Annotated in this window: 25 protein-coding genes; 6 read left to right on the top strand and 19 right to left on the bottom strand. The window is 45.9% G+C overall.

The annotated features are described in order from the left end of the window. Positions 1-2: 2 nt before the first annotated feature. A complete protein-coding gene (pdhA, locus tag KNO78_RS01870; protein ID WP_015881258.1) occupies positions 3-1,088 on the bottom strand; it encodes a pyruvate dehydrogenase (acetyl-transferring) E1 component subunit alpha in 1,086 nt (361 codons plus the stop codon). Between the two features lie 331 nt (positions 1,089-1,419). Between pdhA and def the strand changes: the two genes are divergently transcribed. Both def and KNO78_RS01860 read left to right on the top strand, forming a co-directional pair. Further along, on the top strand, positions 1,420-1,959 hold the full coding sequence (gene def / locus KNO78_RS01865; RefSeq protein ID WP_214691101.1) for a peptide deformylase: 540 nt from the start codon (positions 1,420-1,422) through the stop codon (positions 1,957-1,959). A gap of 1 nt (position 1,960) precedes the next feature. Further along, positions 1,961-3,586, top strand: coding sequence for an alpha/beta hydrolase (locus KNO78_RS01860; RefSeq protein ID WP_074037380.1), 1,626 nt, complete (start codon positions 1,961-1,963; stop codon positions 3,584-3,586). A gap of 41 nt (positions 3,587-3,627) precedes the next feature. Here the strand turns inward: KNO78_RS01860 and KNO78_RS01855 are convergent, their stop codons facing one another. Together KNO78_RS01855 and rnjA are read right to left on the bottom strand one after the other, a co-directional pair. Further along, positions 3,628-5,085: a phospholipase D family protein gene (locus KNO78_RS01855; RefSeq protein ID WP_214691102.1), complete on the bottom strand. Its 1,458-nt coding sequence runs from the start codon at positions 5,083-5,085 to the stop codon at positions 3,628-3,630. Between the two features lie 62 nt (positions 5,086-5,147). Beyond that, entirely contained in the window at positions 5,148-6,815 is a 1,668-nt protein-coding gene (rnjA, locus tag KNO78_RS01850) for a ribonuclease J1 (protein WP_015881254.1), read from the bottom strand. A gap of 200 nt (positions 6,816-7,015) precedes the next feature. Here rnjA and KNO78_RS01845 point away from each other — a divergent pair, with 200 nt between their 5' ends. Then, positions 7,016-7,804, top strand: a complete 789-nt coding sequence (locus tag KNO78_RS01845) for a Cof-type HAD-IIB family hydrolase (RefSeq protein ID WP_201302237.1) — start codon at positions 7,016-7,018, stop codon at positions 7,802-7,804. A 78-nt stretch (positions 7,805-7,882) separates the two neighbouring features. Here the strand turns inward: KNO78_RS01845 and KNO78_RS01840 are convergent, their stop codons facing one another. The 5 genes from KNO78_RS01840 to KNO78_RS01820 all read right to left on the bottom strand — a co-directional run bounded on the left by KNO78_RS01840 (position 7,883) and on the right by KNO78_RS01820 (position 13,366). Then, positions 7,883-8,545: a potassium channel family protein gene (locus tag KNO78_RS01840; protein ID WP_214691103.1), complete on the bottom strand. Its 663-nt coding sequence runs from the start codon at positions 8,543-8,545 to the stop codon at positions 7,883-7,885. Between the two features lie 130 nt (positions 8,546-8,675). After that, a complete protein-coding gene (locus KNO78_RS01835) occupies positions 8,676-9,707 on the bottom strand; it encodes a cytochrome d ubiquinol oxidase subunit II (protein WP_159562032.1) in 1,032 nt (343 codons plus the stop codon). A gap of 14 nt (positions 9,708-9,721) precedes the next feature. Next, positions 9,722-11,110, bottom strand: a complete 1,389-nt coding sequence (locus KNO78_RS01830; RefSeq protein WP_074037383.1) for a cytochrome ubiquinol oxidase subunit I — start codon at positions 11,108-11,110, stop codon at positions 9,722-9,724. A 259-nt stretch (positions 11,111-11,369) separates the two neighbouring features. Beyond that, entirely contained in the window at positions 11,370-12,491 is a 1,122-nt protein-coding gene (locus tag KNO78_RS01825; protein WP_074037384.1) for an N-acetyldiaminopimelate deacetylase, read from the bottom strand. Continuing rightward, a complete protein-coding gene (locus tag KNO78_RS01820; RefSeq protein WP_074037386.1) occupies positions 12,491-13,366 on the bottom strand; it encodes a transcriptional regulator CcpC in 876 nt (291 codons plus the stop codon). Before KNO78_RS01820 ends, KNO78_RS01825 begins: the two co-directional genes overlap by 1 nt. A 108-nt stretch (positions 13,367-13,474) precedes the next feature. On the opposite strand from KNO78_RS01820, the gene KNO78_RS01815 reads away from it, so the two are divergent. Continuing rightward, on the top strand, positions 13,475-13,861 hold the full coding sequence (locus tag KNO78_RS01815; RefSeq protein WP_159562030.1) for a disulfide bond formation protein B: 387 nt from the start codon (positions 13,475-13,477) through the stop codon (positions 13,859-13,861). A 42-nt stretch (positions 13,862-13,903) separates the two neighbouring features. Here KNO78_RS01815 and nadE read toward each other — a convergent pair whose 3' ends face one another. From nadE to KNO78_RS01775, 8 genes are all read right to left on the bottom strand, one after another. Beyond that, positions 13,904-14,719: an ammonia-dependent NAD(+) synthetase gene (gene nadE, locus KNO78_RS01810; RefSeq protein ID WP_074037388.1), complete on the bottom strand. Its 816-nt coding sequence runs from the start codon at positions 14,717-14,719 to the stop codon at positions 13,904-13,906. 110 nt (positions 14,720-14,829) lie between these two features. Then, a complete protein-coding gene (locus tag KNO78_RS01805) occupies positions 14,830-15,630 on the bottom strand; it encodes a BsuPI-related putative proteinase inhibitor (protein ID WP_214691104.1) in 801 nt (266 codons plus the stop codon). A 98-nt stretch (positions 15,631-15,728) separates the two neighbouring features. Continuing rightward, positions 15,729-15,923 carry a hypothetical protein gene (locus tag KNO78_RS01800; protein ID WP_074037391.1) on the bottom strand — a complete coding sequence of 65 codons (195 nt, stop codon included), beginning with the start codon at positions 15,921-15,923 and terminating at the stop codon, positions 15,729-15,731. Positions 15,924-16,168: 245 nt separating this feature from the next. Continuing rightward, positions 16,169-17,260: a virulence factor gene (locus KNO78_RS01795; RefSeq protein ID WP_074037949.1), complete on the bottom strand. Its 1,092-nt coding sequence runs from the start codon at positions 17,258-17,260 to the stop codon at positions 16,169-16,171. Positions 17,261-17,344: 84 nt separating this feature from the next. Then, positions 17,345-17,584 (bottom strand): hypothetical protein, encoded by a 240-nt coding sequence (locus tag KNO78_RS01790; RefSeq protein WP_015881242.1) that lies wholly within the window; start codon positions 17,582-17,584, stop codon positions 17,345-17,347. Between the two features lie 68 nt (positions 17,585-17,652). Continuing rightward, complete coding sequence (locus KNO78_RS01785; protein WP_159562028.1) at positions 17,653-18,213, bottom strand: NADPH-dependent FMN reductase; 561 nt, start codon at positions 18,211-18,213, stop codon at positions 17,653-17,655. Then, positions 18,200-18,919, bottom strand: a complete 720-nt coding sequence (locus KNO78_RS01780) for an alpha/beta fold hydrolase (protein WP_214691105.1) — start codon at positions 18,917-18,919, stop codon at positions 18,200-18,202. The genes KNO78_RS01785 and KNO78_RS01780 overlap by 14 nt, the downstream gene beginning before the upstream one ends. Beyond that, entirely contained in the window at positions 18,916-19,491 is a 576-nt protein-coding gene (locus tag KNO78_RS01775) for a GNAT family N-acetyltransferase (RefSeq protein WP_015881239.1), read from the bottom strand. Before KNO78_RS01775 ends, KNO78_RS01780 begins: the two co-directional genes overlap by 4 nt. Positions 19,492-19,640: 149 nt before the next feature. Between KNO78_RS01775 and KNO78_RS01770 the strand changes: the two genes are divergently transcribed. Beyond that, entirely contained in the window at positions 19,641-20,372 is a 732-nt protein-coding gene (locus tag KNO78_RS01770) for a hypothetical protein (protein WP_074037395.1), read from the top strand. A 272-nt stretch (positions 20,373-20,644) separates the two neighbouring features. Further along, positions 20,645-20,932, top strand: a complete 288-nt coding sequence (locus KNO78_RS01765) for a hypothetical protein (RefSeq protein ID WP_074037396.1) — start codon at positions 20,645-20,647, stop codon at positions 20,930-20,932. Between the two features lie 48 nt (positions 20,933-20,980). On the opposite strand, the gene KNO78_RS01760 is transcribed toward KNO78_RS01765, so the two are convergent. From KNO78_RS01760 to KNO78_RS01750, 3 genes are read right to left on the bottom strand one after another with little or no spacing between them, the layout of a single operon-like run. Then, entirely contained in the window at positions 20,981-22,243 is a 1,263-nt protein-coding gene (locus tag KNO78_RS01760) for a PTS ascorbate transporter subunit IIC (RefSeq protein ID WP_074037398.1), read from the bottom strand. A 32-nt stretch (positions 22,244-22,275) separates the two neighbouring features. Further along, positions 22,276-22,542 carry a PTS sugar transporter subunit IIB gene (locus KNO78_RS01755; protein ID WP_074037399.1) on the bottom strand — a complete coding sequence of 89 codons (267 nt, stop codon included), beginning with the start codon at positions 22,540-22,542 and terminating at the stop codon, positions 22,276-22,278. Next, on the bottom strand, positions 22,542-24,563 hold the full coding sequence (locus KNO78_RS01750; protein ID WP_214691106.1) for a BglG family transcription antiterminator: 2,022 nt from the start codon (positions 24,561-24,563) through the stop codon (positions 22,542-22,544). Before KNO78_RS01750 ends, KNO78_RS01755 begins: the two co-directional genes overlap by 1 nt. Positions 24,564-24,711: the final 148 nt, after the last annotated feature.

The raw sequence follows: 24,711 nt of genomic DNA, 5'->3' as shown, positions 1-24,711 counted from the left end.
ACTTACTTCGACTCCTTTGCAGTATATTCTTCAAGCTGTTCTTTCAAGTTTGAAGGAAGTTCTTCGAACATGTTGTTGATGAAGTCCGAAACTTTTTGTTTTGGTTCTTTGTCTGCTTGGCTGATTGCTTCTTTCACGTCAGCTTTCGCTTGCTCGATCACTTCGTTCTCCATGTCTTCGTTCCAGAGTTTCTTGTTCTCAAGGAAGAGACGGAAACGTACGAGTGGATCTTTTTCTTGATACTCTGTGTCGAGTTCTTTTGTACGGTAACGTGTTGGGTCATCCCCAGCGAGCGTATGTGGTCCGTAACGGTAAGTGAGTGACTCGATAAGTGTCGGTGTTCCCTCGAGTGCGTCGACGCGAGCTTGTTGAGTCGCTGCGAGCACTGCAAGAACGTCCATTCCATCTACTTGAATTCCGTTGATTCCAGCTGCAACAGCTTTTTGCGCGATCGTTTTAGCTGCAGTTTGCTTTTCAACAGGAGTTGAGATAGCGAAACGGTTGTTTTGAACGACGAAGATTGCTGGTGATTTGAATGCACCTGCAAAGTTCAATCCTTCGTAGAAGTCACCTTGTGATGAGCCACCGTCACCTGTGTAAGTAATGGCGACATTTTTGTTGCCGTTGCGTTTGAGGCCCATTGCCACACCCGCAGTTTGAATGATTTGTGCACCGATGATGATTTGTGGCATCAATACGTTGACACCTTCAGGGATGCGGTTTCCCGCCACGTGTCCACGTGAGAACAAGAACGCTTGATAAAGCGGAAGTCCGTGGAATACGAGTTGTGGGATATCACGGTATCCTGGAAGGATCCAGTCCTCTTTGTCGAGCGCGTATTGCGTCCCGATCATCGTCGCCTCTTGACCTGCCACTGGCGCGTAGAATCCTAAGCGACCTTGACGGTTAAGTGAGATGGCGCGTTGGTCCCAGATTCGAGTATAGACCATGCGGCGCATGAGTTCCTGAAGTTGCTCGTCCGTTAGGTCAGGCATTGCGTCTTGGTTGACGACCTCACCCTTCTCGTCGAGAATACGGAACGTTTGGAAGTTTTCTTCCACGTTTTGAAGTACCTGAACGTTGTTCATTCGTTTCACCTCATCCTTTCAACTATGAGACAATTGTCTTTTTTGTGATCAAACACTATCTCAAATCTTACGTGTATCTGTCCAAAAAAGCAATCTGTATTAACGTGATTCAGAAAAGTTATCCTCTCCTGACGTTTCCTTGTTAGTATAAAACGGGTTGTTTCAATAACGCAAAAAATATGCTTACCGAAATAAAACGCTTACATTCAAGGGATATGACATCCTTTTCACCACTGTATTATTTTCATTTCACCTTCTGTACCATCCACATTCCTTCCTGTTTAAATATGATATAATCAATCATATAAGTTCGATAGAAAGGAAGTTGTGTATGTTAACCATGAAAGATGTCATCCGCGAAGGAGACGAGCGACTTCGCGCGCGTTCAGCCGAAGTTTCGATTCCGCCAACAACAGAAGATTTGGCGTTACTCGACGAGATGGAGACGTTTCTTGTCAATAGTCAAGACCCAGAGATGAGCGAGAAATACGAGTTACGAGGTGGTGTCGGAATCGCCGCACCTCAACTCGGTGTAAATCGCCGTTTCTTCACAGTATTGCTACAAGAAGAGGAAGAGACGTTTAAACTCTCCATCTTCAATCCTAAAATTACAAGTCATTCCGTCGAACAGACATTTTTGAATGGCGGCGAAGGCTGTCTATCGGTCGATCGCGTGGTCAAAGGAAATGTACCTCGTTTTCGTCGAATCACGTTAGAAGGGTTCGACCGCGAGGGGAAGCCGATTAAGCTTCGTCTGCGCGGAATGCGCGCTGTCGTATGTCAGCACGAGCTCGATCATTTAGACGGGATCATGTTCTATGACCGGATCAATATGTCGAACCCGTTAGAAACATACGGCGAACCGATTTAACATGTTTAGTTCGAGAAAAAGGGCACTGTTGTTACTATTCCCATTTTTATTTCTTTTAATCGGTGGATGTGTGCGAATCAATTATGATGCGACCGTCCACTATGACCAATCTGTTTCGCTTGAAACGACTTACGCGTTCCGTGATCATCCAGTCATGAAATTGCTCAATCTCAGACTCGACTGGGATACGTGGAAAGAGCAAGCAGAAGCGAACGGATATGAGACGGAAGATTATTCGAGTCCTGATGACTACGAAGGCATGGTCTTAAAGAAGACATTTAAAAATGTGGACGAGTTGCAACAGATTAAAGAGGAATGGAAAACGGGACCAGCCGGTATTTTAGTCCCTCCGGATATTCAGTTCGACATCGAACAACAGGAAGGCATTTGGTTTGATTCATATACACTCCAAACCAATCTCGACCTCCGACTCGATCGGGTCGACTTACCCGGTGTTGAACTAACCGGCTCCCCCAAAAAATTGGCTGAACGATATATCCGCCAAGCCGACATTCGCTTTAACTTGACTGTTCCGACCGGCGTATTCGTTGAGGATGGAACTGGCCTAGACCTCCGTTCTATGAAACATGTCGAGTGGCAAGTCTACGGCGGTCGGCAAAATAACGTGAAGCTAGTTGCCCATGTACCGAACGTCAACGCTTGGATCGTGACGGGAATCGTTCTGATTGCAGCGGCCGTATTGACTTACTTCATTTGGCGCAAATATCGTCGGAATGTTGGCAACCCAAAAGAGACATCCATTCGTTCACGTCTCCTCGGACTGTTGATCGTCTCACTTTCACTTGCTCTCATCATCGTCACCTTCCGACAAGAGTTGACGAACGAGCGTCAATCCGAGGCGATACGTCAAGCTTCTCAAACGAATGAGTTCATCCCTACGTTTGCAGTTCATGGACTACTCGGGACAGACCGGACGTTCCTCCGCTTCTCTCAAGCGATGGAACAAAGTGGTCAAGCGACTGACGGGGCGCTTTGTACCGTGACTGTCAAAGGCAAGACCGACTGTGAAATATATGATTTTAGTTCAACTCGTCCGATTGTCCGAATCGAGTTCGAAGATGCAGAGGCTTCTTTAAACAATCAGACAAAGTGGTTGAATGCAGCCATTGAAACATATAAAAAAACGAGAAATCGATCATTCGATCGGATGTATATCATTGGCCATAGCATGGGTGGCGTAGCCGCTGCCAACTATATCCTGAATCAAGAGACATACATCGTCGATAAGTTTGTGACGTTCGATAGCCCGTTCGGCGGGACGCGCCTTGCAAACTTCGGTTTATCTGCCAGTAACTTCGGCATTAATACCGGAAGCCCTGCCATCCGTGATTTGTCCCCTAACTCAGACGGACTGCAAGCATTCCAGTCTAAACTCGAGACATGGCCGAGGTCCGTTCAGGTACTCTCCTTCTCTGGACGAGGTGGCGAATTCAATTTGATTGAGCCGGCAAGTTCGCTGTTACTTGAAGAGTATACGAATAACATTCAGACAGAAACTGTGCCGTACGACCATTTCTCGCTTCACCGTAAAAGTGACGTCTTGAAAGAGACCGGGAAATTCTTATATGAATACACGAATGAGTTTAATCCAATCGAGACGAACTAACGTCAAAACAGCTATCCCCAAACTTTGAGGATAGCTGTTTTTTAATAGGTCATCGTCCATGTGACTTTTTGGAGCCAATACATCATATACTTTCCGAGCGGGAGATCCGTTTGAATCTCATCATATGCTACCGTATACGCGCCGTTCTCATTGTTCCATAGACGATTAAAATACTCGTCCACCTCATCAAAGAAGGCTGTATCCACTTCTCCTGTCACTTCGACGTCTGCCTCTAGGTTGTAATCGTTCATGTTCCGGGTCGTATAGTTCCCCGATCCTAAGACAACGGTTTTCTCCTCACCATCTACATAGAGGATTTTTGGATGATATTGTTCCTTACCGACATCATACCAGCGAATCTCGATATGCTCCGGGTTGACGGTGTTCAGTTCTGCCGTCACCGGTAAGTTCGGTAACCCTGATTTCGATCGACCGAACGCATTCGTGTTCGGATCGAGGATCAAGTTCACAGTCACCCCGCGCCCTGCGGCATCCTCGATTGCTTGGATGATATTCCGGTCTGCCAAATAAAACATTCCGATCCAAATGGTGTCTCCATCGTCCGCCCCATTCATTGCATCGAGCACTGATTCTTGAATTTTCCCTTCGGTGACGTAACGAATCTCCATTGGTGCCTCACTCGGCGCATTTTCAATCTTCGACAACGCTTCATCATCAGGGAATCGGCGTGCATCTCCTTTCGAGAACGTCGCGACCGCTTGCTCACCTTCAACGATTTCTTTTAAAATCGGTCCTTTTAAATGGACACCGACATTCGAGTGGTATCCGCTAGCGTCATGTGGATTGGCGGATAGTACAAATCCCTCATTTTCAGTGACCATCACCTTCCGATGGTTCGCTTTGATGTTGAGCAACCTCAAATAAGCACGAACCGTAATGTCCGGTGCCGAAGAGGCCATCGGATTCGGCAACCAGCCGGATTGACTATCACCGAACCATTGAAGCGCCATTCGATAAAACGTGGAGTAAAGAATATTTGGGTCACGAAGTTCGTCGAGATTTGTGTACACGACTTCTACCCCTGCCTCCTCCAGTACATCGAAGTGGTCGGAAACGTGCCCGTTATAAGTCGTATTGATATCGTCTGTAATAAAAACGACTTTCAAGTCCGGATATCGCTCCATTTGCTCAAGCAATGTCGATGACAGGCGCGATGTGATGTCCGGATATTGTCGGTCTTCATTCGAATAAGGATTGAATAAGAAAAAGTCCATGACGATGTATTCTTTTGCCTCACGTATTGCTCGTTCAACTTCACTAAATATCTCTTGTTCGACAATCTCCGTATCTTCCCCTTGATAGGTCAAATCGTGGAGAAAATCGATTTGGTCATCTGTGATGAGATATGGTTCAGATTGTCTCGACACGCCTTCCGGTAATGGTTTGACTTGATGATATACGAGCGTGATGAGAAAAATGACCGCTACGATTGCAGCTCCCCATTTCAGCCACCCTTTCTTCCCCTTTTCCTTCGCCATAAGCTCCCCCTCCTCATTTGCTGGTGAAAAAAACGAGCCGTAGTCTCCTACAGCCCGTCAAATCATACTTCCATAATAATCGGCAGGACCATCGGGTGTCTCCGCGTCTTTTGTGCCAAATAAGGTGTAAGGGTGTCTGAGACGAGTTGTTTCATCTCCGACCACTTCATCTGCTTATTGGACAATCCTTGTTCGACGGTTTTCTTCAACAATCGTTCGCCGTCACGAATCAGACTACCTGATTCACGCATATAGACGAATCCACGTGAGATGATATCTGGTCCTGAGACGAGTTTGCGCGTCTTGCCATCGATGCTGATGACGACGACAACGAGTCCATCTTCAGACAGAATTCGGCGATCCCTTAATACTATATTCCCGATATCACCAATTCCATTCCCATCGATATACACAGCGTTCGCAGAAATTTTGCCAGTGACCGCAGCCGACTCCGAGTCGACAGCAAGCACTTCACCATTATCCATAACGAAACTGTTCTCTTTCGGGATTCCTACCGATTCAGCAAGCTCAGCATGCTTTTTCAACATGCGGTACTCACCGTGAATCGGCATGAAGAATTTTGGATTCAACAGACGAATCATCAATAACTGCTCTTGTTGCGAACCATGACCTGATGTATGAATGTTCGTCAACTTACCGTAGACAACATCCGCTCCCGCTTTATACAACTGGTCAATCGTCTTCCCGACGGAGATGGCATTTCCTGGGATTGGAGAAGAAGAAAAGATGACCGTATCCCCAGGAATGATTGACACTTGACGATGGGTACCATTCGCAATACGGCTGAGCGCTGCCATCGGTTCCCCTTGCGAGCCGGTACAAAGAATCGCGATTTCATTCGGGTCGTAGTGACGCATTTGATTCGCCTCAATGATCATCCCTTTCGGAACGTTGATGAAACCGAGTTCTTGTCCAATCGTCATGACTTTCTCCATCGAACGACCGAAAATCATGAGATGGCGACCTGTCTCGGCACACGCATCGACCACTTGTTGCAAGCGATAGATGTTCGATGCGAATGTTGCAAAGATGATTCGACCATCCGCTTTCCGGAACGTTTCACTAATCGTCCCACCGACAACGCTCTCACTCATCGTGAAGCCTTCCACTTCTGCATTTGTAGAATCGGACAAGAGACAAAGCACGCCTTCTTTTCCGATTTCCGCCATCTTGGCGAGGTCTGCCGGCTCACCTACCGGAGTGAAGTCGAACTTGAAGTCACCAGTATGGACGATGTTCCCTTGTGGCGTCTTGACGACGACACCGAGTGAGTTCGGAATCGAGTGCGTCGTGCGGAAGAACGAGATGCTCGTCTTGCGGAACTTGATGAGTGAATCCTCATCAATCTCATGGAGTTCCGCCTCACGAAGCAACCCATGCTCCTCAAGTTTAACTTTAATCAATCCGAGCGCGAGCTTCGTCGCGTAAATCGGCAATTGCACTTGCTTCAATAAGAATGGAATTCCCCCGATGTGGTCTTCGTGACCGTGAGTGATGAATACCCCTTTTACTTTGTCCTTGTTTTTAATCAGGTACGAGTAATCAGGAATCACATAGTCGATTCCAAGCAAGTCATCCTCTGGGAACATGATTCCCGCATCGATGACGATGATTTCATCTTGGAATTGAACAACATATGTGTTCTTCCCGATTTCTCCGAGTCCGCCCAATGCGAACACGGCTGTTTGGTGGTTCTTAACAAACTTCATTTAATCTCTCCTTACTTCAATTATTAATACATCTATGTGAAACATAAGTGATTCTCGAATATGCCCGTAAGATTCTTTTTTCATTATAGCTCATATCATGACAATATTTCACTAACGATGTGATATTCGTGGTAGTTTCCCTATTTCGTGTTATCCTTTTAGTGGGTTCAGAAAACATATTTTTTAGATAAAGAGAAAGAATGGTGAATCAAATGGAAGATCAAAAGGTTGTTTTCTTCGACATTGACGGCACGCTTTTACATGAAGGTAGTTATATACCGCCTTCCACGATTTCAGCAATTCAGGCATTGCGAGAAAACGGCGTCGAGACATTCATCGCGACGGGACGAGGACCGGCCATGCTATCCGATATCCCAGAACGTGTCGGGATTGATAGTCTTGTTTGCTATAACGGTCAGATTGTCGTGCATAAAGGTGAAATCGTCTATCGTAACACGCTTTCAAAAGATGCACTCGGCCGATTGACGACGCACGCCGCTTCAAATGATCATACTCTCGTCTATTTGGGACAAGACCGTGGTGGTGCTTCAAGACCGAATGATGCCATCGTCAAACAATCGCTCGGTGAACTCGACATGCCGATTCCTTCATTCGAACCGAACTTCCATACAGAAGAAGATGTGTATCAGACGTTACTGTATTGCACGCCTGAAGACGAGCATCATTATATCAACGCCTACCGTGAGTTCGATTTTATCCGTTGGCATCCTCATGCAATGGACGTGATCAACAAAGGGGCCAGTAAGGCAGATGGCATCCGTCACTTTATTGAGACCAATGGCTACCGTCTTGAGAATACGTACGCTTTCGGAGATGCGTTGAACGACTTGGCCATGCTTCAGTATGTAGGTACTGGAATCGCCATGGGCAATGGTCGCACCGAAACGAAAGACGTGGCGGATTTTGTCACGAAATCCATCCTTGAAGATGGAATCGAGTACGGCTTGAAAGCGATGAAACTCATTTAAAAAAGACCTCTTGGAGTCAAACCGTCGAGTTGGATCAATCGATTCAACGATCGCGGCATCGCTCCAAAGGTCTTTTTTTTATCTCGAACGAAGTGTACGCTCTAGTCTATCCAAATCGGTATCCTTCCCGATGATAATCAAAATATCTTCCGATAAAATCATCTCATCCGCTTGAGGAGAAATCAGGACATCATCATCGCGACGAATCGCCACGATGTTCACCCCGTACTTCGCCCGCAAGTCCAAATCGATGAGTGATTTGTTAGATAACTTGTCCGATGCTTTTATTTCGACAATCGAATGTTCATTCGATAATTCGAGGTAGTCGAGGATACTTTGGCTCATCAATCCATTCGCAATTCGAACGCCCATGTCACGCTCCGGGTGGACGATATTGTCTGCCCCAATTCGACGAAGTACTTTTTCATGGTAATCGTTTGTTGCTTTCACCGTGATGATTTGAACACCAAGTTCCTTTAAAATCAACGTCGTCAAAATAGAAGCTTGAATATTCTCCCCGATGGCGACGATGACATGTTCAAAGTTACGAATCCCCAAACTCTTCAACACATTTTCATCTGTTGTATCGGCGATCACGGCATGGGTTGCCAATCCCATAAACTCATTGACACGCTCCTCATCTGAATCGATGGCGAGGACGTCATATCCATTTGTAGACAATTCACGGACGATCGACCCACCAAATCGTCCTAATCCGATGACTGCAAATTCACCTGTCATGATGCTACATCCCTTTCCTACACATGTTCACTTCTTGATTCTTCGTTCAGTGTAACTGATTCCACTTCAAAACTCTATACAAAATACAAAACGGGATTCCCTTTAAATAAAGGAAATCCCGTTCTCGCCATTATGCTTTTCCACTCGAGCGTTTCCCTCGTACGTAGTCGTTGTCAAACAAGAACAAACGGAGCAAGAGGTAGAGTGCCGGAACGAGTAGGAGCAATCCTAAGATGAACACGATGACAAGCGCCACCGCCATCGACTCGTTGACGACACTTCCATTAATGTCGATGTACGGATACAGGATGTAAGGTAAGTGAGAATATCCGTATCCGAACCATGCCATGAAGAACTGCCCCATGACCATCAAGAAGGCAATCCCGTAATTTCGTTTCATATACACGAAGGAGACGGCGATGACGAAGAACAAGAAGCTCATCGCGAACCACCACCAGTTCCCTCCTAGGATGCTTTCGTAATGCCACGCAGCTTGCGACTTCAATCCAAAGAAAACGAGACCCGATGCGATAATCGTCGGGACGCTCCAGAATAGAGCCCATTTCCGAACGAGTTCGACGGCATTTTGGTCACGTGCCTTGTCCGCGTAGAACAAGAGGAACATGGCACTAATATAGAGGACGGAGACAATCGCCAAGATGACGACCGTCCAGGAGTAGAAGTTGGTGAACAACTTCGCTCCGTCAAAGAAGACCCCGTTCTCTGTTTCCGTGATGAAACCTCCTTGGCTGACCGTCAGTACCGTCGACATCGAAGCTGGGATGAGTAATCCCGTCGCTCCATAAAGGAACACATAGAGCGTGCTTTCCTTTGAGCCATAGTTAGCGAACGCATAAAAACTACCACGAATCGCAAGCAAGATTAACACGACAGACGCCGGAACGAGCAAAGCCGTACCATAGTAATAAGCGGTGTCCGGAAAGAATCCGACAATCCCGACAAAGAAGAAAACGAAGAATACGTTCGTCACTTCCCATGTCGGTGACAAATACCGTTTGACGAGTCGGTTCACTAAGTGATCACGTTTCGTATAGCGGCTATAGAAAGCGAAGAAGCCTGCACCGAAGTCAATCGATGCGACGATGAGATAGCCGTATAGGAACGTCCATAAGACGGCAATCCCTAATTCTTGAATTTGCATGTCATACCCTCCGATCACACTTCATCCGCAAACATCGCTTCACCACGATGCTCGGATTGTTTTAGTTCTTTCCCTACCGGATTCTCTTTGAACAGGCGTGATAGGACAACCACAGTCACTGTTCCAAGTACCGCGTAGAGGATCGCGAAAGCGACAAGCATCCAACCGACGTTCGCTGAAGTCGTAGCTGCCTCACTCGTACGCATTAACTCATATAACGCCCAAGGTTGACGACCAAATTCAGCGAAGAACCACCCAAACTCAATCGCTGCCATGGCTAGCGGTCCACCGGCTGCAATCGCAAAGAGCATCGGCTTGCTGAACTGGTTCAAACGTTTAATATAGCGGCCGAGTACAAACAGGAAGGAGATGAGTGCGAGAAGCATCCCAATTCCGACCATCGCATCAAATAGATAGTGAACGAAGAGCGGCGGTTGATCTTCTTTCGCAAACTCATTGAGACCCGTCACCTCGTAGTTCGGGACTCCACCTGCAAGAATAGAGAGCGCGTAAGGAATCTTCAAGGCGCCTCGGACTTCATAGCCACCTTGACCATCATCTTCTAACCATCCACCCAAAATCAATTCAGCCTCGGAGGAGGTTTCGAAATGCCATTCTGCCGCGGCTAATTTATCTGGTTGGTACTGAGCCAAATATTTACCTGAGAAGTCACCGACGAGCGCTGTCGCAATCGCAAAGATCAAAGCGACCGTCATCGTCAGACGGAGACCTTTCTTGTGATATTCAATCGACATCTTGTCGAGTTGATTTCGACGTTGACGTAACAACTGAACGGCTGCAATCGCAGCTAGAATGAACGCGGATGTTAAAATAGCTGAAGTCAACACGTGTGCCATTTTAGTCGGCATAGCCGGACTGAACATCGCCTCGAGTGGGCTGACATTTGCCAATCGACCATCGACAATATCAAACCCTACAGGCTGGTTCATAAAACTGTTTACCGTTGTGATAAAGAACCCTGAGAACAATGCACCGACTGCAACCGGTATCCCGAGAAGCATGTGGTGCCACGGATTTTTAAATCGATCCCACGTGTACAAGTAAATACCAAGGAAAATCGCTTCAAAGAAGAAGGCGAACGTTTCCATGAAAAGCGGGAGCGCAATCGTTTGACCCGCAACGCGCATCAAATTCGGCCAGAGAAGTGAAAGCTGCAGACCGATGGCCGTACCTGTCACAACCCCAACTGCTACCGTCACGACATAGCCACGCGACCAACGGCGAGCCATGAGCGTGTATTTCGGGTCTTTTTTACGTATTCCTAAAAATTCTGCCAATAAAATTAAAAGTGGAACCCCGACGCCGAGTGTGGCAAAAATCACATGAAAACCTAATGTGAGTGCCGTCAATGCTCGACTCATCAGGACAGGATCTTGAAACATCTATTGATTACCTCCTATCTCTCTCTATCGCTTCGAACCCATGTATGAAACGACAATCACAGATGAATACCCTTCGATACTTACATCATAATGATTTTATATTGCGCTGTAATGTCTCAATGCTCGAGTTCGCAAAATGTTCACATTTGAGCAATCGCCACAAAATCGTCGCTTTACATGAATAAATGTTTCCCTTTTTCACCCTCGTTCACTCCTTTTCGGGCACACTAAAAGCGGACTCAATCGAGACCGCTTCGTGTTATTGAATCATGACATTACGGAAGTAGTGGTCGAATAAATCGATGGCTACTTCAATCGAACGTTCATCCGGGTTGAGTGTCGATTGATGAAGTCCTGATCCCATATCGTTTACGCCTAACCAAACCATGAATCCAGGGACCTGTTTCAACATATATCCAAAATCTTCACCCGTCATGGCAGGGACACACGTTTTATAAGAATAGCCGACCTCTTCCACCGCTTCCTCGAATTGATAGAGGTAACGTTCGTCATTGACGACCTCGTGATAGCGATTACCAAATTCAAGGTCAATCTGAACGTTATACGTCATCTCGACACCGGCAATGATTTGACGAATCCGGCTTTCAAGCACGACCATTTCTTTGTCGGACAATGCACGGACCGTCCCATCCAATTTGGCCGTATCAGCGATGATATTTTCTTTCGTTCCTGCTGCGACTTTTCCGATACTGACGACCGCACTTCCCATCGGGTCAATGTTCCGTGACACAATCGTTTGCAGTTGCATGATGAGGGCGGCCTGAACGATAACAGCGTCAATCCCTGCGTGAGGGAAAGCACCATGCCCCCCTTTTCCATGAATGGTGATATGAAGCTCTCGCGCACTCGCAAACAACACGCCCGGTCTTGAAGCGACCATGCCGACAGGATATTCAGGCGCGACATGCAAGCCGAACAGTGCATCCGGCCGGAAGTGATAGAACAATTCTGATTTCGCCATCGGTTCGGCTCCTCCCGGGCCCTCTTCGGCCGGTTGGAAAAAGACGACAAGGTGATGGTTAAGCGGTTCCTCGACCGCTCGTTTAATTAACCCAAGCGCGATCGACATGTGCACATCATGTCCGCATGCATGCATCATTCCTTCGTGAATCGATGCGAATTCTAGCCCCGTCTCTTCCGTGATGGGCAGTCCATCCATATCAGCTCGATATCCAATCGTCTTCTCACCGACGAGACCATCTACCCGGACGAAAAGACCTGTTCGCCAGTGTGTGATGTGAACACGTGGTGAATCGAGCGATCGAATCAATTGCTCAAGTGTCGCTTGTGTTTTGAACTCTTCATATCCGGCTTCCGGAATTAAATGCAGCTGTCTTCTCGCTTCAATTGCCCAATTCATCATTCAGTCTCCTTCGTAATTTCTTCAACGATCTTCCAAAACGCTTGAACTTGCGCCAACTCCAACATCGATTCTGTCGAAAGCATCCATGTGTCCCGTACGAGTGGCACACCACCCGACGACGTCAATGGAATCTTATTCATCTCATTCACATCTTTGATGGTCGATTCAGGGAGAATCGCGAACCCGATTCCGTGTAACGCCATCTGTTTGCATGTCTCGATTTGATCGACGACCAGCGTCGTCAGAGGTGGACTCGAAAACCGTTCCTGCCACCACTCTAATATTTCCTGGTAATAAGTCGAGTCACTCTTGAATTGAATAAACGAGCGCTCATTGTTTTTTAGTTGGGAGAGGTCGGTCATTTTTAGATCGACCAAATGCAAGGAATCGGAGAACAACTTCATCCGTTCTCCTCGCCAATCAGGATTCCCTCGAATGATTCCGATATGAAAATTCTCTTCGAGCATATAACGCATCATTTCGCTCGACCATCCGGTGACCAATTTGACACGGACAGACGGATAGCGTTCAACGAACGTCTTCAATACCTTGGGTAACCAATATTGTCCCATGATAGAGGCGACGGCAATTTTCAACGTCCCGTACACTTCCCCTTGGTTGGCAGTCAGTTCACCCCTCAGTTCTTGTTCTTCGCTGTACATCTTTTTGGCGAACTCGATGATTTTCTCCCCATCTGGCGTCAATGCGAGCCCTCTTGTGGAGCGAACGAAAATCTTCTTTCCCCACTGATGTTCGATGGTCACGAGCCGTTGACTGAGCGCTGGTTGTGAGACAAACAACCGCTCGGCTGCTTTCCGCATATTCAATTCTTCCGCAAGAATAATTAACACTTCTACTTCCGAAACTTGCATCACGTCACCTGTTTCTCTATCGTTTGAAAGATTGTATACTGAATAAGTATTTGTTTCAATGTATCATATCATGTTTAATCATCAATTTGATTGTTAGGAGGAAATCTGATGCAACGTCATCATTTCGCCTTTATCGTTGCGACCGTCGCGACGCTCGGCAGCCTTTATTTTTCAGAGATCATGCTCTTTTTACCTTGTAAGTTGTGTTGGTTCCAACGCATCTTTATGTATCCACTAGCCATCTACTACTTGACTATCATGTTGACTGCACGAGACGTCAACCGCTTGTTCGTAGGGATTATGGCCGGTGCCGGATGGTGTATCAGTCTGTATCACGTTATTTTAGAACGTATCCCGAACGGTGAAGCCTTCTGTACGAACGACTGCCTGATTCGTTGGGTCAACTATTTTGGATTCGTCACCATCCCACTCCTCAGTTTTATCGCCTTTACCTGCATCCTGATCGTTCAGTTCGTACCGCTTAAGAAAGCGTAAGACAACAAAGGAGAAGCTGTCTCGAGACAGCTCCTCCTTTTTTCATTGCCACCATTCGTCGTACAACGAGGCAGGCATGTGATGCTTGTGGCGTGAACGTTTAAAAATTGTCTCGATTCGCTCGGCGATTGTTGGGTCGATTGTCTTCCCTTCCAAATAGTCGTCCAGCTGATCATACGTCATACCGAGTGCGACTTCGTCAGGAAGTCCAGGGCGACCATCTTCAAGGTCAGCCGTCGGCACCTTATAAATCACACGCTCATGCGCTTCAAGTTCATGGAGAAGTGCTTTCCCTTGACGTTTGTTCAAACCGGTCAACGGTGTGAGGTCACAAGCTCCGTCACCGTGTTTTGTATAAAATCCTGTCACATATTCCGCAGCATGATCCGTTCCGACCACAAGGGCACCGAATGTTGCCGCGATATCGTATTGTGCCTTCATCCGCTCACGTGCCTTCGTATTCCCTTTATGGAAGTCACTCAATTCGAGACCCGTTGCACGGTTAAACGCTTCAACCGATGCGTCAACAGCAGGCTTAATGTTGACAGTGAACGATTTGTCCGGACGAATGAACTCAAGCGCAAGTTGCGCGTCATGCTCATCGTGTTGCTCACCATATGGCAATCTGATCGCATAAAATGTATACTCGCCACCCGTTTCTTCACGAAGCTCTTCCATGGCGAGTTGACATAGCTTTCCGGCAAGGCTTGAGTCTTGCCCACCTGAGATACCTAGGACGAGTCCTTTCGCACCGGCTCGTTTCACATATGCTTTCAAAAAGTCGATGCGTTGACGAATTTCTTCTTTCGGGTTGATGGTCGGTTTGACATGTGTTGATTCAATGATATGTTGTTGCATGGATTGCCCTCCCACTATGCTCTCATTTTGTTTTATTGTCTGATAATCCTTATACCCCGTCAACTAGCGTCTCAAAAAGAAAGACGGAAACAACAGTTTCCGCCATGGCTTTATTGAACTTTAAATGATGTGACCTCTCCACCGATTGGTGTCATTTCTAAGAACAACGGTTGATCTTTCGCCGGTGCTTCATCGAGCAATACCCCAAACGTGAAGCCACCGCCGGTCACTTCGGCTGCGCCTTGAGCGTAAATATTGTGTCCGTCTGACACAGACCACTCGAACTCGACTTCATCCGTATACCCGCTCACTTGAATCATCGTGTCATTCAAATCAATTTGTACATCGCGGAACGCACCGTCCGATTGCGGCTCTGTTGCTGGTGTTTCTTCCGGTGTTTCTGATGTACCTTCATCCGGAGTTTCTGTTGCAGCAGATTCAACCGTGAACGTCGTCTCATCTGTCACAGCAATTTCAGGTGCCCCATCAACTTGACCGAGCCCAATCACTTCGACCGAATATTCGCCAGCCTCTAATTCATCTAACAGGAAGACCTCATCGAAGATCTTTTGTTCATCCGCTGCCCACTTTTCTTCGATAATCGATTCCGTGAACATAAATTCGCTACCATAATCAAACACGATTTTGTCACCTTGTTTGATAATCAACTGATAGCGCTGTGACGTATTGAATGTCACATCCACGGCTTCCTCATTTGGGTTCGTCATTTTGATTGTTGCTGATAATGCTTGGGCTACTGAATCGTATGCCATTTCCGTGTCGAGCGTCAATGGAGCCGGTGGTTCAGACGAATCACTGTTTACTTGACTCGGTTTCGCCTCTTCTTTCCCACATCCCGCTACGACTAATAAGATTGCCGTCACTACGGCGAGCAACCAAGTTTTCTTCATGGATCCCACTCTCCTCAACAAAATAAAAAACGTCTATAGCACTAGTGTATACAATGTGCAGACGTTTGTAATGATTTCCCTTATATTATTTACCTTTTTTACGAAACTTTAGTTTGTTCCATGTATTGTTGCCAACCGGTCATGAACAATGAATCTGCGATATCGAGATCAGACCGGACTTGAGCCGTGACAGAGAACGTCTCACTGTGCATCGATTCAAACGTGACGACCATCGTTTCTCCTACTACTTCCTTATAAGCTACAAGTTCAGGCGTTTCTGCAAACAATATCATAAGTATGGCTCCTTTGTTCATCTGTGATAAATCTAGTGTACCAATCTGAAACCAAGATATATGTCCTATCGTTCGACAGCATAACAATGACATTTTACCTATTGTCGAAACGTTTACATCAAATGTTAGTCAATTGGGGAAATGTGCATGTGTTTTTGTGAAAAAAAGGAGCAATCCGCAATGCAGATGCTCCTCTTTACCTTAAATTGTAAATCAAAATGATTCGACACATGTCGAACGAAACCTCATTTCGAGCGGTTCGAAATTTGTTGCCATACCGTCCCGAGTGCTGTCTCGCCGCTCGTGATCCGCTCTTTCGCAAGTCGCGCTTGTAAAGAGACCTCGAACTCGCGATCTTCCTCCGCGATTGACAAGGCAGGTACAGCCCGTTCATCTCCACAATCGAATAAGAAACGAGCCGCTCGCCAACGTACGAGTTTGTTTTTATCTTTCAGCGCCTCAATCATTGAAGGTTGTGACTGAGGTAATGCCCAATCGGAGACCGTATCCCCAGCTGTTCGTCGCACAATAGGAGAAGCGTCCACTAAAGCTTGTTCAATATATGTGACATATTCCTCACGTCGTTCTTCAAACATCCCGATCATGACGACCGCTTGTCGACGAATTGCCATCACGGAATCTTCCAAGGCACGACGGAAATAGGGCATATTCTCATGATGGATTTCGAGTTCATCCAGGAATGCCATCCGATCTTTCCAATTTTCCGACTGCAAATGGTTCGCGTTTGCCTCAAAATCTGCTTCACGACCAAACGCACGGGCCACGATCCGTTCGATGCGCTCTTCAGGATACGCCGCTTCCAATTCTTCTTGCGCGATGACACTGACTTCATCCAATTCACCATAGCGTGGGGCTTGCTCTACCCAACGACGGTCTTGAATGACATTCTTCACTTGTGCTTGAACTTCCATCGCTGCATCGACAAATCGTTTCGACAGCCCGATTCGTTTTTCTTCGTCCCCTTTGACGAGTTTTAATTGCATCGGTACATCGAGCACGAACTGGACGGATACATGGACTGGTTCATAGTCCGTATCCATCTTTGTGGATTCGACTTCCTCAACTTGTTCCCCGAACGCCCGTCGGATTTCATTCATGACGTCATGCCAATCATGTTTCGGATGTCGCTCGACAGCGAGAAAATCAGACACGGCGTAAACGGATTTGACGCCTCGAAGCCCAATGATTTCTTGAATGATGGCTGGGGCATCCGTACTCGCTTTATCGTACGTTATGCCTCTCCCTTCGAACGGAGGGTCCACAATGATTTTCAAGTTATTCGGACTTGGTGTCGGTTCGATTGCTACTAGTTTCATCCTCATCACCTCACTTTTCATCGTGACGAAAATGACAAAAAAACGCAAGCGAGTCGCTTGCGTTCGATCAATCCTCTATTTTACTTAAAACAACGCGATAAACTGTTGGAGTGAATACGTCGTCCCATCCACAGTAAATGTGTCGTCCTCTGAAATCGGTTCAAGGAAGAAACGTTTTTCACCATCTTCTTTCACGTAACCAAAAATATGATTGGATTGATAGAACAATTCAACAATCGTCATTCGTCCAAATGTCATCCCATCGTTCATTACCGCCCGATCACCTAATTCGCCGCCATTGTACAGTTCGATGTAAGTTTCCATTTTGGTGTCGCTCCTCTTGTGTTTGTTTTCACAATTCCTTTCTATCAAACAACATGAGCGACTTCAAGTTAATTTTTTGTGTTACGCTTCCAAAATTCTATCCATTTACGATATTCCGATAATGTTTTGTTAATTTGATTAATCGACTTCTCATCGTGCAACCCACTATCATCAATCTTTTCTTTACAATGCGTGATGAAAATTTCATTTCCCGGTAAAACATTTGCACGATTTGTGGCAAATACTTGTCGGAGATGGATTTGGCATCTGGCGGTTCCAAGTATGCCAGGCGAGGCCCCGGCGATCATGACCGGTTTATCCCGAAGTGGCGTCCCTGGCTCGAGCGAAAGCCAGTCGATCGCATTCTTTAGGACGCCCGGGATGCTATGGTTATATTCGGGGGTGACAATCAATAATCCATCAGCTTCCCGAACGACTTGCTTCAAAGTAGCCACAACCTCTGGTTCATCTGGATCAATCAAATCATCATTGAACAGTGGAAGTTCGATGGAGACGACTTCAATGTCGAAATCATCTTGAGCCAGTTCAATGATCGAATGCAAAAGAGCGGTATTAAAAGATTTCTTTCTAAGACTTCCTGACATAGCGATTAACTTATACTTTTCCATGATCCACCTCCTGCATCCATTCGTTCATGATTTTTGCTTCTTCTTCAGGGGACTCCATCATCCCCATATGACTGAACGGAACGATTGCTTTAGTATGTCGTGACGCACCTAAAAACGCCCGCTCCTCATTCATATTCGGGTCTTTTGAGCCGTAAATGAATAGGCCGGGGAGGTGAGTCGTTTCGACGGTGTCCACTTCGTCTTCACGATCCCGGATCGCCTGTTGCGCGCTCACGATTCCCTCGACCGTCATCTCATATCCGATTGCAATCGCTTGTTGAACGAGCGCCGGGTCGGAATCACTTGAGAAGACATTTGGAATCATTCCGTCAATAAACGGCTCGACCCCTTCTTCGATGACTTGATGAATGGCACCGTTTCGCTTCTCCCGCGCCGCTTCTATATCCGCGGCAGCCGTCGAGTGAATCAATACAAATCCTGATATTTCTGTTCCATAGCGACGCACGAGGTTAGTCGTCACGTAGCCTCCGAAAGAATGCCCACATACAAGGGGACGCTCAAGGCCTCGAAGACGAATTTCTTCGATGACCCAGTCCGCAAAATGATCCATCGTTTCCGGCCCCACGTCCGTCCCAGCATGACCGGGTAATGTGAGCGTGTGGACTTCGGCATTCAATAACGGTTCCAATTGTTCAAAGTACTTTGGAGAACCGCACAACCCATGTAACAATACGAGTGCTTTCATATCATCGAGTGCTCCTTTTCTTCCCATTCTGTTTTGAGTAGCCGATACATAGTCAAATCCATGAATCGACCATGGCTATATGCATAATCTTGTAGAAGTCCCTCTTCAATAAATCCCAATTTTTGAACGAGTCGATTCGACCCTTCATTCCCTGGTGCGACCAACGCAGAGATTCGATGAAACTTGAATTCTTCAAAACCGTATTGAATGACAGCTGAAGCGGCTTCGAAAGCCACCCCTTGTCTCCAATAGTGAGGGGAAACCTCAAACCCGATTTCGGCGCGATAATATTGGGGCGTCCAATTATGGAATCCAATCGTTCCAACCAATTCATTCGTCATCCGATCGCATATCGCCCAGCGAATGGCCTTCCCTTGCTGAAATTGATCTTTAAAGTAAGCGATCACGTTCTTCGCCTCATAGACGGCAAGCAACGGGTCCGACCCATAATATCGCATCACTTCCTCAGTGGATAGAATGGTATATAGTGCTCTAGCATCACGCGGTTCTAGCTCTCGCAGGATAAACCGGGGCGTAGCGAGCTCAGGAAAACTCCGTTTTAATCCCCACATGTGGAACCCGCCTTTCCTATTCGTTTCCTCAATTATACTTCTATTTTCCCAAATGTATCGAACTCAACCCTCTGGTACCGTCTCAAGATGGCGGAAAGCATGTGTTTTTGCTACTATAATCGTAGTATGTCAAACTGAGGGGATACCATATGTCAAAACAACTCTTTTATTTGAAGCAAGACCGGGACGTCCAACGCTTCACACTCCATGGTGTGACGTTGGCGGATGTAACAGAAGCGCTTTCCGTGACGAGACCGATGATTATTTGTCGAACGGATATCAAAGGGATGAGACAATCCTCGAGGTCGCGTTTTCGTTATATTGAAGCGCATGAACTATCTTCGTTCTCGTCTAAGTATTTGAATAACCAAACAACATTCACAGCGATCGATTTTCCGGACTACAACACGCTCGAAACTCTGTCCGATCATGAAATTGCAGAAATCTTGTTTTTAAGTCATATGGAACGCGGAATCAAGAAGCCGTTCTTGGATTCGCTCGATAATGAGATTGTGTTCTTCAATGAAGCAAACGATCGACATAGCAGTCTTTATATTCGCGATTGGTCGACAATCAATCGTTTCGTTCAAAACATGTTGCAAAGTAAACTTGATCGTGATATTCGTAACATCAGTTTTGTTCCGATTCCACTTCCTGTCATTGATGAATTACTCGAGTTGGCACCTCAAGGTCTGATCATCGATTTCGATCATACGAAACGCAGTTTGTTCAATCGCCAAATCGTCATCTCATTCTATGTAGCGGGTCGCTATGAAGACATGTCCGTTCTTGAAGAGGACTTCGATGCGAAGAAAGAATCCATCGCCTTAAAAGGACAGTTGTTGTATCGCCGTCGTACATGGCAGATTGAGCGATTATAAGGTCATACATGTAGCCAATAGATGCGAACCTCTGAAAACGGGGTTCTTTTTTGTTATTTTCAGACCGATTGTTTCAACCTTATTCCTATGCTAGACAGGGTTGAACGCTATTCTTAAAAATTGATAACAAATTGTCTTAATTTTTTGTTAAATTAACACTTTTCTTTTTCGAACGAGGCGTTATACTAGGAATAACCTTCTGGAGGAATGGAAGGCAATATAGAGAAAGCGAGGTGAAAATCTATTCATCACGCGATGGATAGATACACGAAATGGAACAACTGAAAGTACAAGGAGTCTCATCGTTCACCAAGTTTGCGACGAATGGAAAAATGCTGAAACTTAAAGATGCTCACGCAGGAGAACAGCGCATTTCACTACAGGATGCGACGGATATTCAAGTCTCTCTGCTCGACGAAGACCATTCGCGCTTCACTATATTTGGTCACGCTCACCCTTTGGTGGAGCTGATCCTTCCTCACAATTCTTGTGAAGTCCTCTATGCTTGGTTACTACACAAGATGAAACGACAAAAAATCAAACTCGCTTCGAACGCGTAAAAAAATGAGGTCTTGTCTCCATATGGGAGAAAGACCTCATTTTTCACATTATGAGAACAATGAAACGAGCCAACTGACTAGAATGCCCACAATAGCAAAGTCAGAGTCTCCAAACGTCGTACTTTCAAAACCTAAGTTCCCTAATAGCGGAAGTAACAAAGCCGGTAAGAAACTAATCAGAATTCCGTTAGCAATCGATCCAAGAATCGCTCCTCGACGTCCACCCGTAGCGTTCCCGAATACTCCCGCTGTCGCTCCTGTAAAGAAGTGAGGTACGAGACCCGGGACGATGACCGCCAAACCAAACAACGGTAATAGAAACATCGAAAATAATCCAGCGGCAAAACTTGCAAGAAATCCAATAATGACAGCGTTTGGTGCAAACGGGAAAACTGTCGGACAATCGAGCGCAGGTTTTGCGTTCGGAACCATCTTATCAGCAATCCCTTTAAAGGCAGGTACGATTTCGGCAATCAACATGCGAACCCCCGCAAGTACGATATACACGCCCGCTGCAAAAGTAATGGCTTGGATGATAGAGAAGACGATATAGTTCGACCCATCTGATAATTCTGTCTCAATGAACGCAGGACCGGCAAAGATTGCGACGACCACGAAGAGTAAGGTCATCGTCAACGAAACTGCTACCGACGTATCACGTAAAAAACCAAGTTGTTTCGGTACTTGAATCTGCTCGGTTGAATGCTCTTTGTTTCCCGCATATTTTCCGATTGTCCCTGAAACAAAGTATCCGAGTGACCCGAAATGTCCAACTGCAAAATCGTCAGAGCCAGTAATTTGACGTACAAAAGGTTGAAGGAGTGCCGGGAATAAGACCATACAGAGTCCTAGCAATACCGATCCGACGATGATCAATAACGTACCATCGAGTCCTGATACGGATAAAATTGCTGCTAGTAAGCTTGCCATAAATAACGTATGGTGACCTGTCAAGAAGATGTATTTAAATGGCGTGATACGTGCGAGCACGATATTCATAACCATACCGAACACCATGATCATTGCCGTTTCGACACCAAACGCATCTTGCGCAACCGCAACGATCGCTTCGTTGTTCGGAATGACCCCTCGGATACTGAACGCTTCGTCGAACATCTGTCCGAATATGTCGAGTGCCGCAATGATGACGCCGGCACCCGCCCCGATAATCACAAACCCCATGATTGTCTTCAATGTACCAGAGACGATTGAAGCAATATCTTTCTTCTGTAGAACGAGCCCAATCAAAGCGAACAGTCCAACCAATATGGCAGGTGTCCCCAATATATCTCGCATAATCAAATCAAGCATGAGCGTTCCCCCCTAATAAAATTTCATCTATCTTAAACTTTTCCATCTAGTTTTGATTTAATTTCTTCAATATTCATCACGTTCTCGAGTGCGACGATTTCTTTTGAACCATCATCTAACGTTCCGATGATATCCTGAGCTCCGAGATAAATATCTGCTGGTTCAGTTCGTGCCGTCGCCAGGTCTGTATGAGAGACATCCGCCTCTTTCCCCATTTGTTCGAGTGCTTTTTTTACGTTCAATTCCATGATAAAGCTCGAGCCTAATCCATTACCGCATACCACTAAAATCTTTTTCATTATTCTTCCTCCTCTGAATAGCGATTGAGTACCTCAACAATATCGTCTACTGTGTCTGCTTCTAAAAGAAGTGACACGTCCTGTTCATTTCCTAATAGCTCGGTCAACTGTGCAAGGGCTTTTAAATGAGTCGTTTGATCGATTGCCGCTAGGACAAAGAAAGCACGAACCGGTTTCTCTCCAGGAAAGAATACAGGTTTTGTTAACTTCAGCACACTCATCCCAAGGTGATTTACACCATCTTCCGGTCTCGCATGAGGGATTGCAATTTGTGGCATGAGCACGATATACGGACCATGTTCTATGACGTTCTCAATCATCGTCTCAACATAACGAGATTCGATTGTTCCATTATCAACAAGTGGTTTGGCCGCGAGACGAATGGACTCCTGCCAATCCGATACTTGATCGTCAAGTTGGATTTCTTTTTTTGTTACGAGTTGATTTAGCACGGGTTGTCCCCCTTTCCATTCATCTTTCATCGGTTCATCTTGTAGCAGATGTTTCAATTCTTTTCTTAGTTGCGCTTCTTGATGGATTGTTGCATATTTCTTCACCACTTCGAGAATATCTGCGACTTCCATTCGGGCGACGCTCCCATTTGCGATGAAGCGCTGTTGGATTTGGCGCTTTAAGGCAAGCTGTTCTAGCCTTGTCGGTAGTGTCGGAACAAGTGTCACGTGTGCTTGTTGTTGAACCACTAGCGGCAATGGCACCGTCGTAAAAATCAAATCGACAAGCGGTGCAAACTCCAAGACATCCCGTTGCGAAATTGGTGGCAGAAATACAAAGTCAGGAAATTGATTTTTCAAAATGTGATCGAGCATATGCGAAACGCTAATCCCGCTTGGACATACGACAATCGCTTTCATTTTTTCATCTAGATGTTGCCCCTGTTGATGAAGATGGGCCGCAAAATGAAGAGTGAAATACATGACTTCTGAACTTGGAATTTTCGTCTGAATTTGGTCTCGAATCGGGTCGAGAGAGCGGTCGACAATTACATTTAGTACACGGTGCTCCTTCATCACATATCGTTCCAATTCATCTGACGGCATAATTTCGGTATGGACACGATTGAGCGTCGCTTTCGCATGGAGGACTAGTTTTTCACATAACGCTTCGCGTTCGATTACACGTGTACAACTCAAACCTTCAAAGCGCTCAATCACCTCAATCATGATAGACGCAAGATTTTGCTGTACCAGCTCATCCATTTCTTCCGACACTTTTGAACCACCTTGAATTAACATCATCAATGTCTCCCACAGCTGTGGAACATCTTCAAAATTGTCTCGGATTGATGCATCGACTTTTTCTGTCAACCAGGAATCGTCATCTTGAACATATGCGTCAGGTGATAACCTAGACCCAATCATCAGAAAATATGCTAATTTTTCACGATGGCTTTCGACAAACTGAAACTGATTCAAGTTTTCAAAATGTTCAATCTGTCCGATCCGTTCCATAAACTCAACTTGCCAAGAATCGAAACATAAATCGAGTAATTGAGCGAACGTTGACTTCTCAAGCAATTGTTCAATTGTTCGGTACACGTATAATGCGACCGTTTGGAGATGACCGTTGAACCGATATCCTTCTTTCCTCGTATAAGAAAAATCAATCCCGAATTGGGCCGCCTGCTTTTTAACGGTGTTCAAACTTTCTTGGACCGTATACTTGGAAACATCTAATAGGTGCTGAAAATGAAAACTGGATAGAAATTCGACTTGGGTCATCGCGAATAGCGTGATGACAAGCTCTCGTTCTTCTTCTGACCAGACTAATTCGGCGCGCTCGACTTGCTCGATTAGCGCCTCTGTCACGGTCAATTCTATTTTTGTTCCGTCCATCTTCAAATTCGATAGTCCGTTTCCGACGAGCCATTCTTGTATACGTTCCAATTCATATTCGACTGTCCGTCGAGAATATGGAAGCATCATCGTCAAGGTGTCTAGTGTCATTTGCTTTTCATGCAAGATGACATTTAAGATTCGTTTACTTTTTTCATTCAGTTGCATAGTAGAGGCCTCCTACACCTGTAGTATAAAACGAAATCAATCACAAAATGTAAGCGGTTACGACTGACTTTTGGGAACTTCGCCCACAAACTTCTGTCTCTTCATGAATGCATAAAAAAGAGACGAGTGAATCTTTATATTCATTCGT

Origin of the sequence: Exiguobacterium sp. s132 (assembly GCF_018617235.1) — a bacterium.
Taxonomy (GTDB): Bacteria; Bacillota; Bacilli; order Exiguobacteriales; family Exiguobacteriaceae; genus Exiguobacterium; species Exiguobacterium profundum.
The sequence above is the reverse complement of the archived record's forward strand: the minus strand, read 5'-3'. Positions and strand labels throughout refer to the sequence as shown.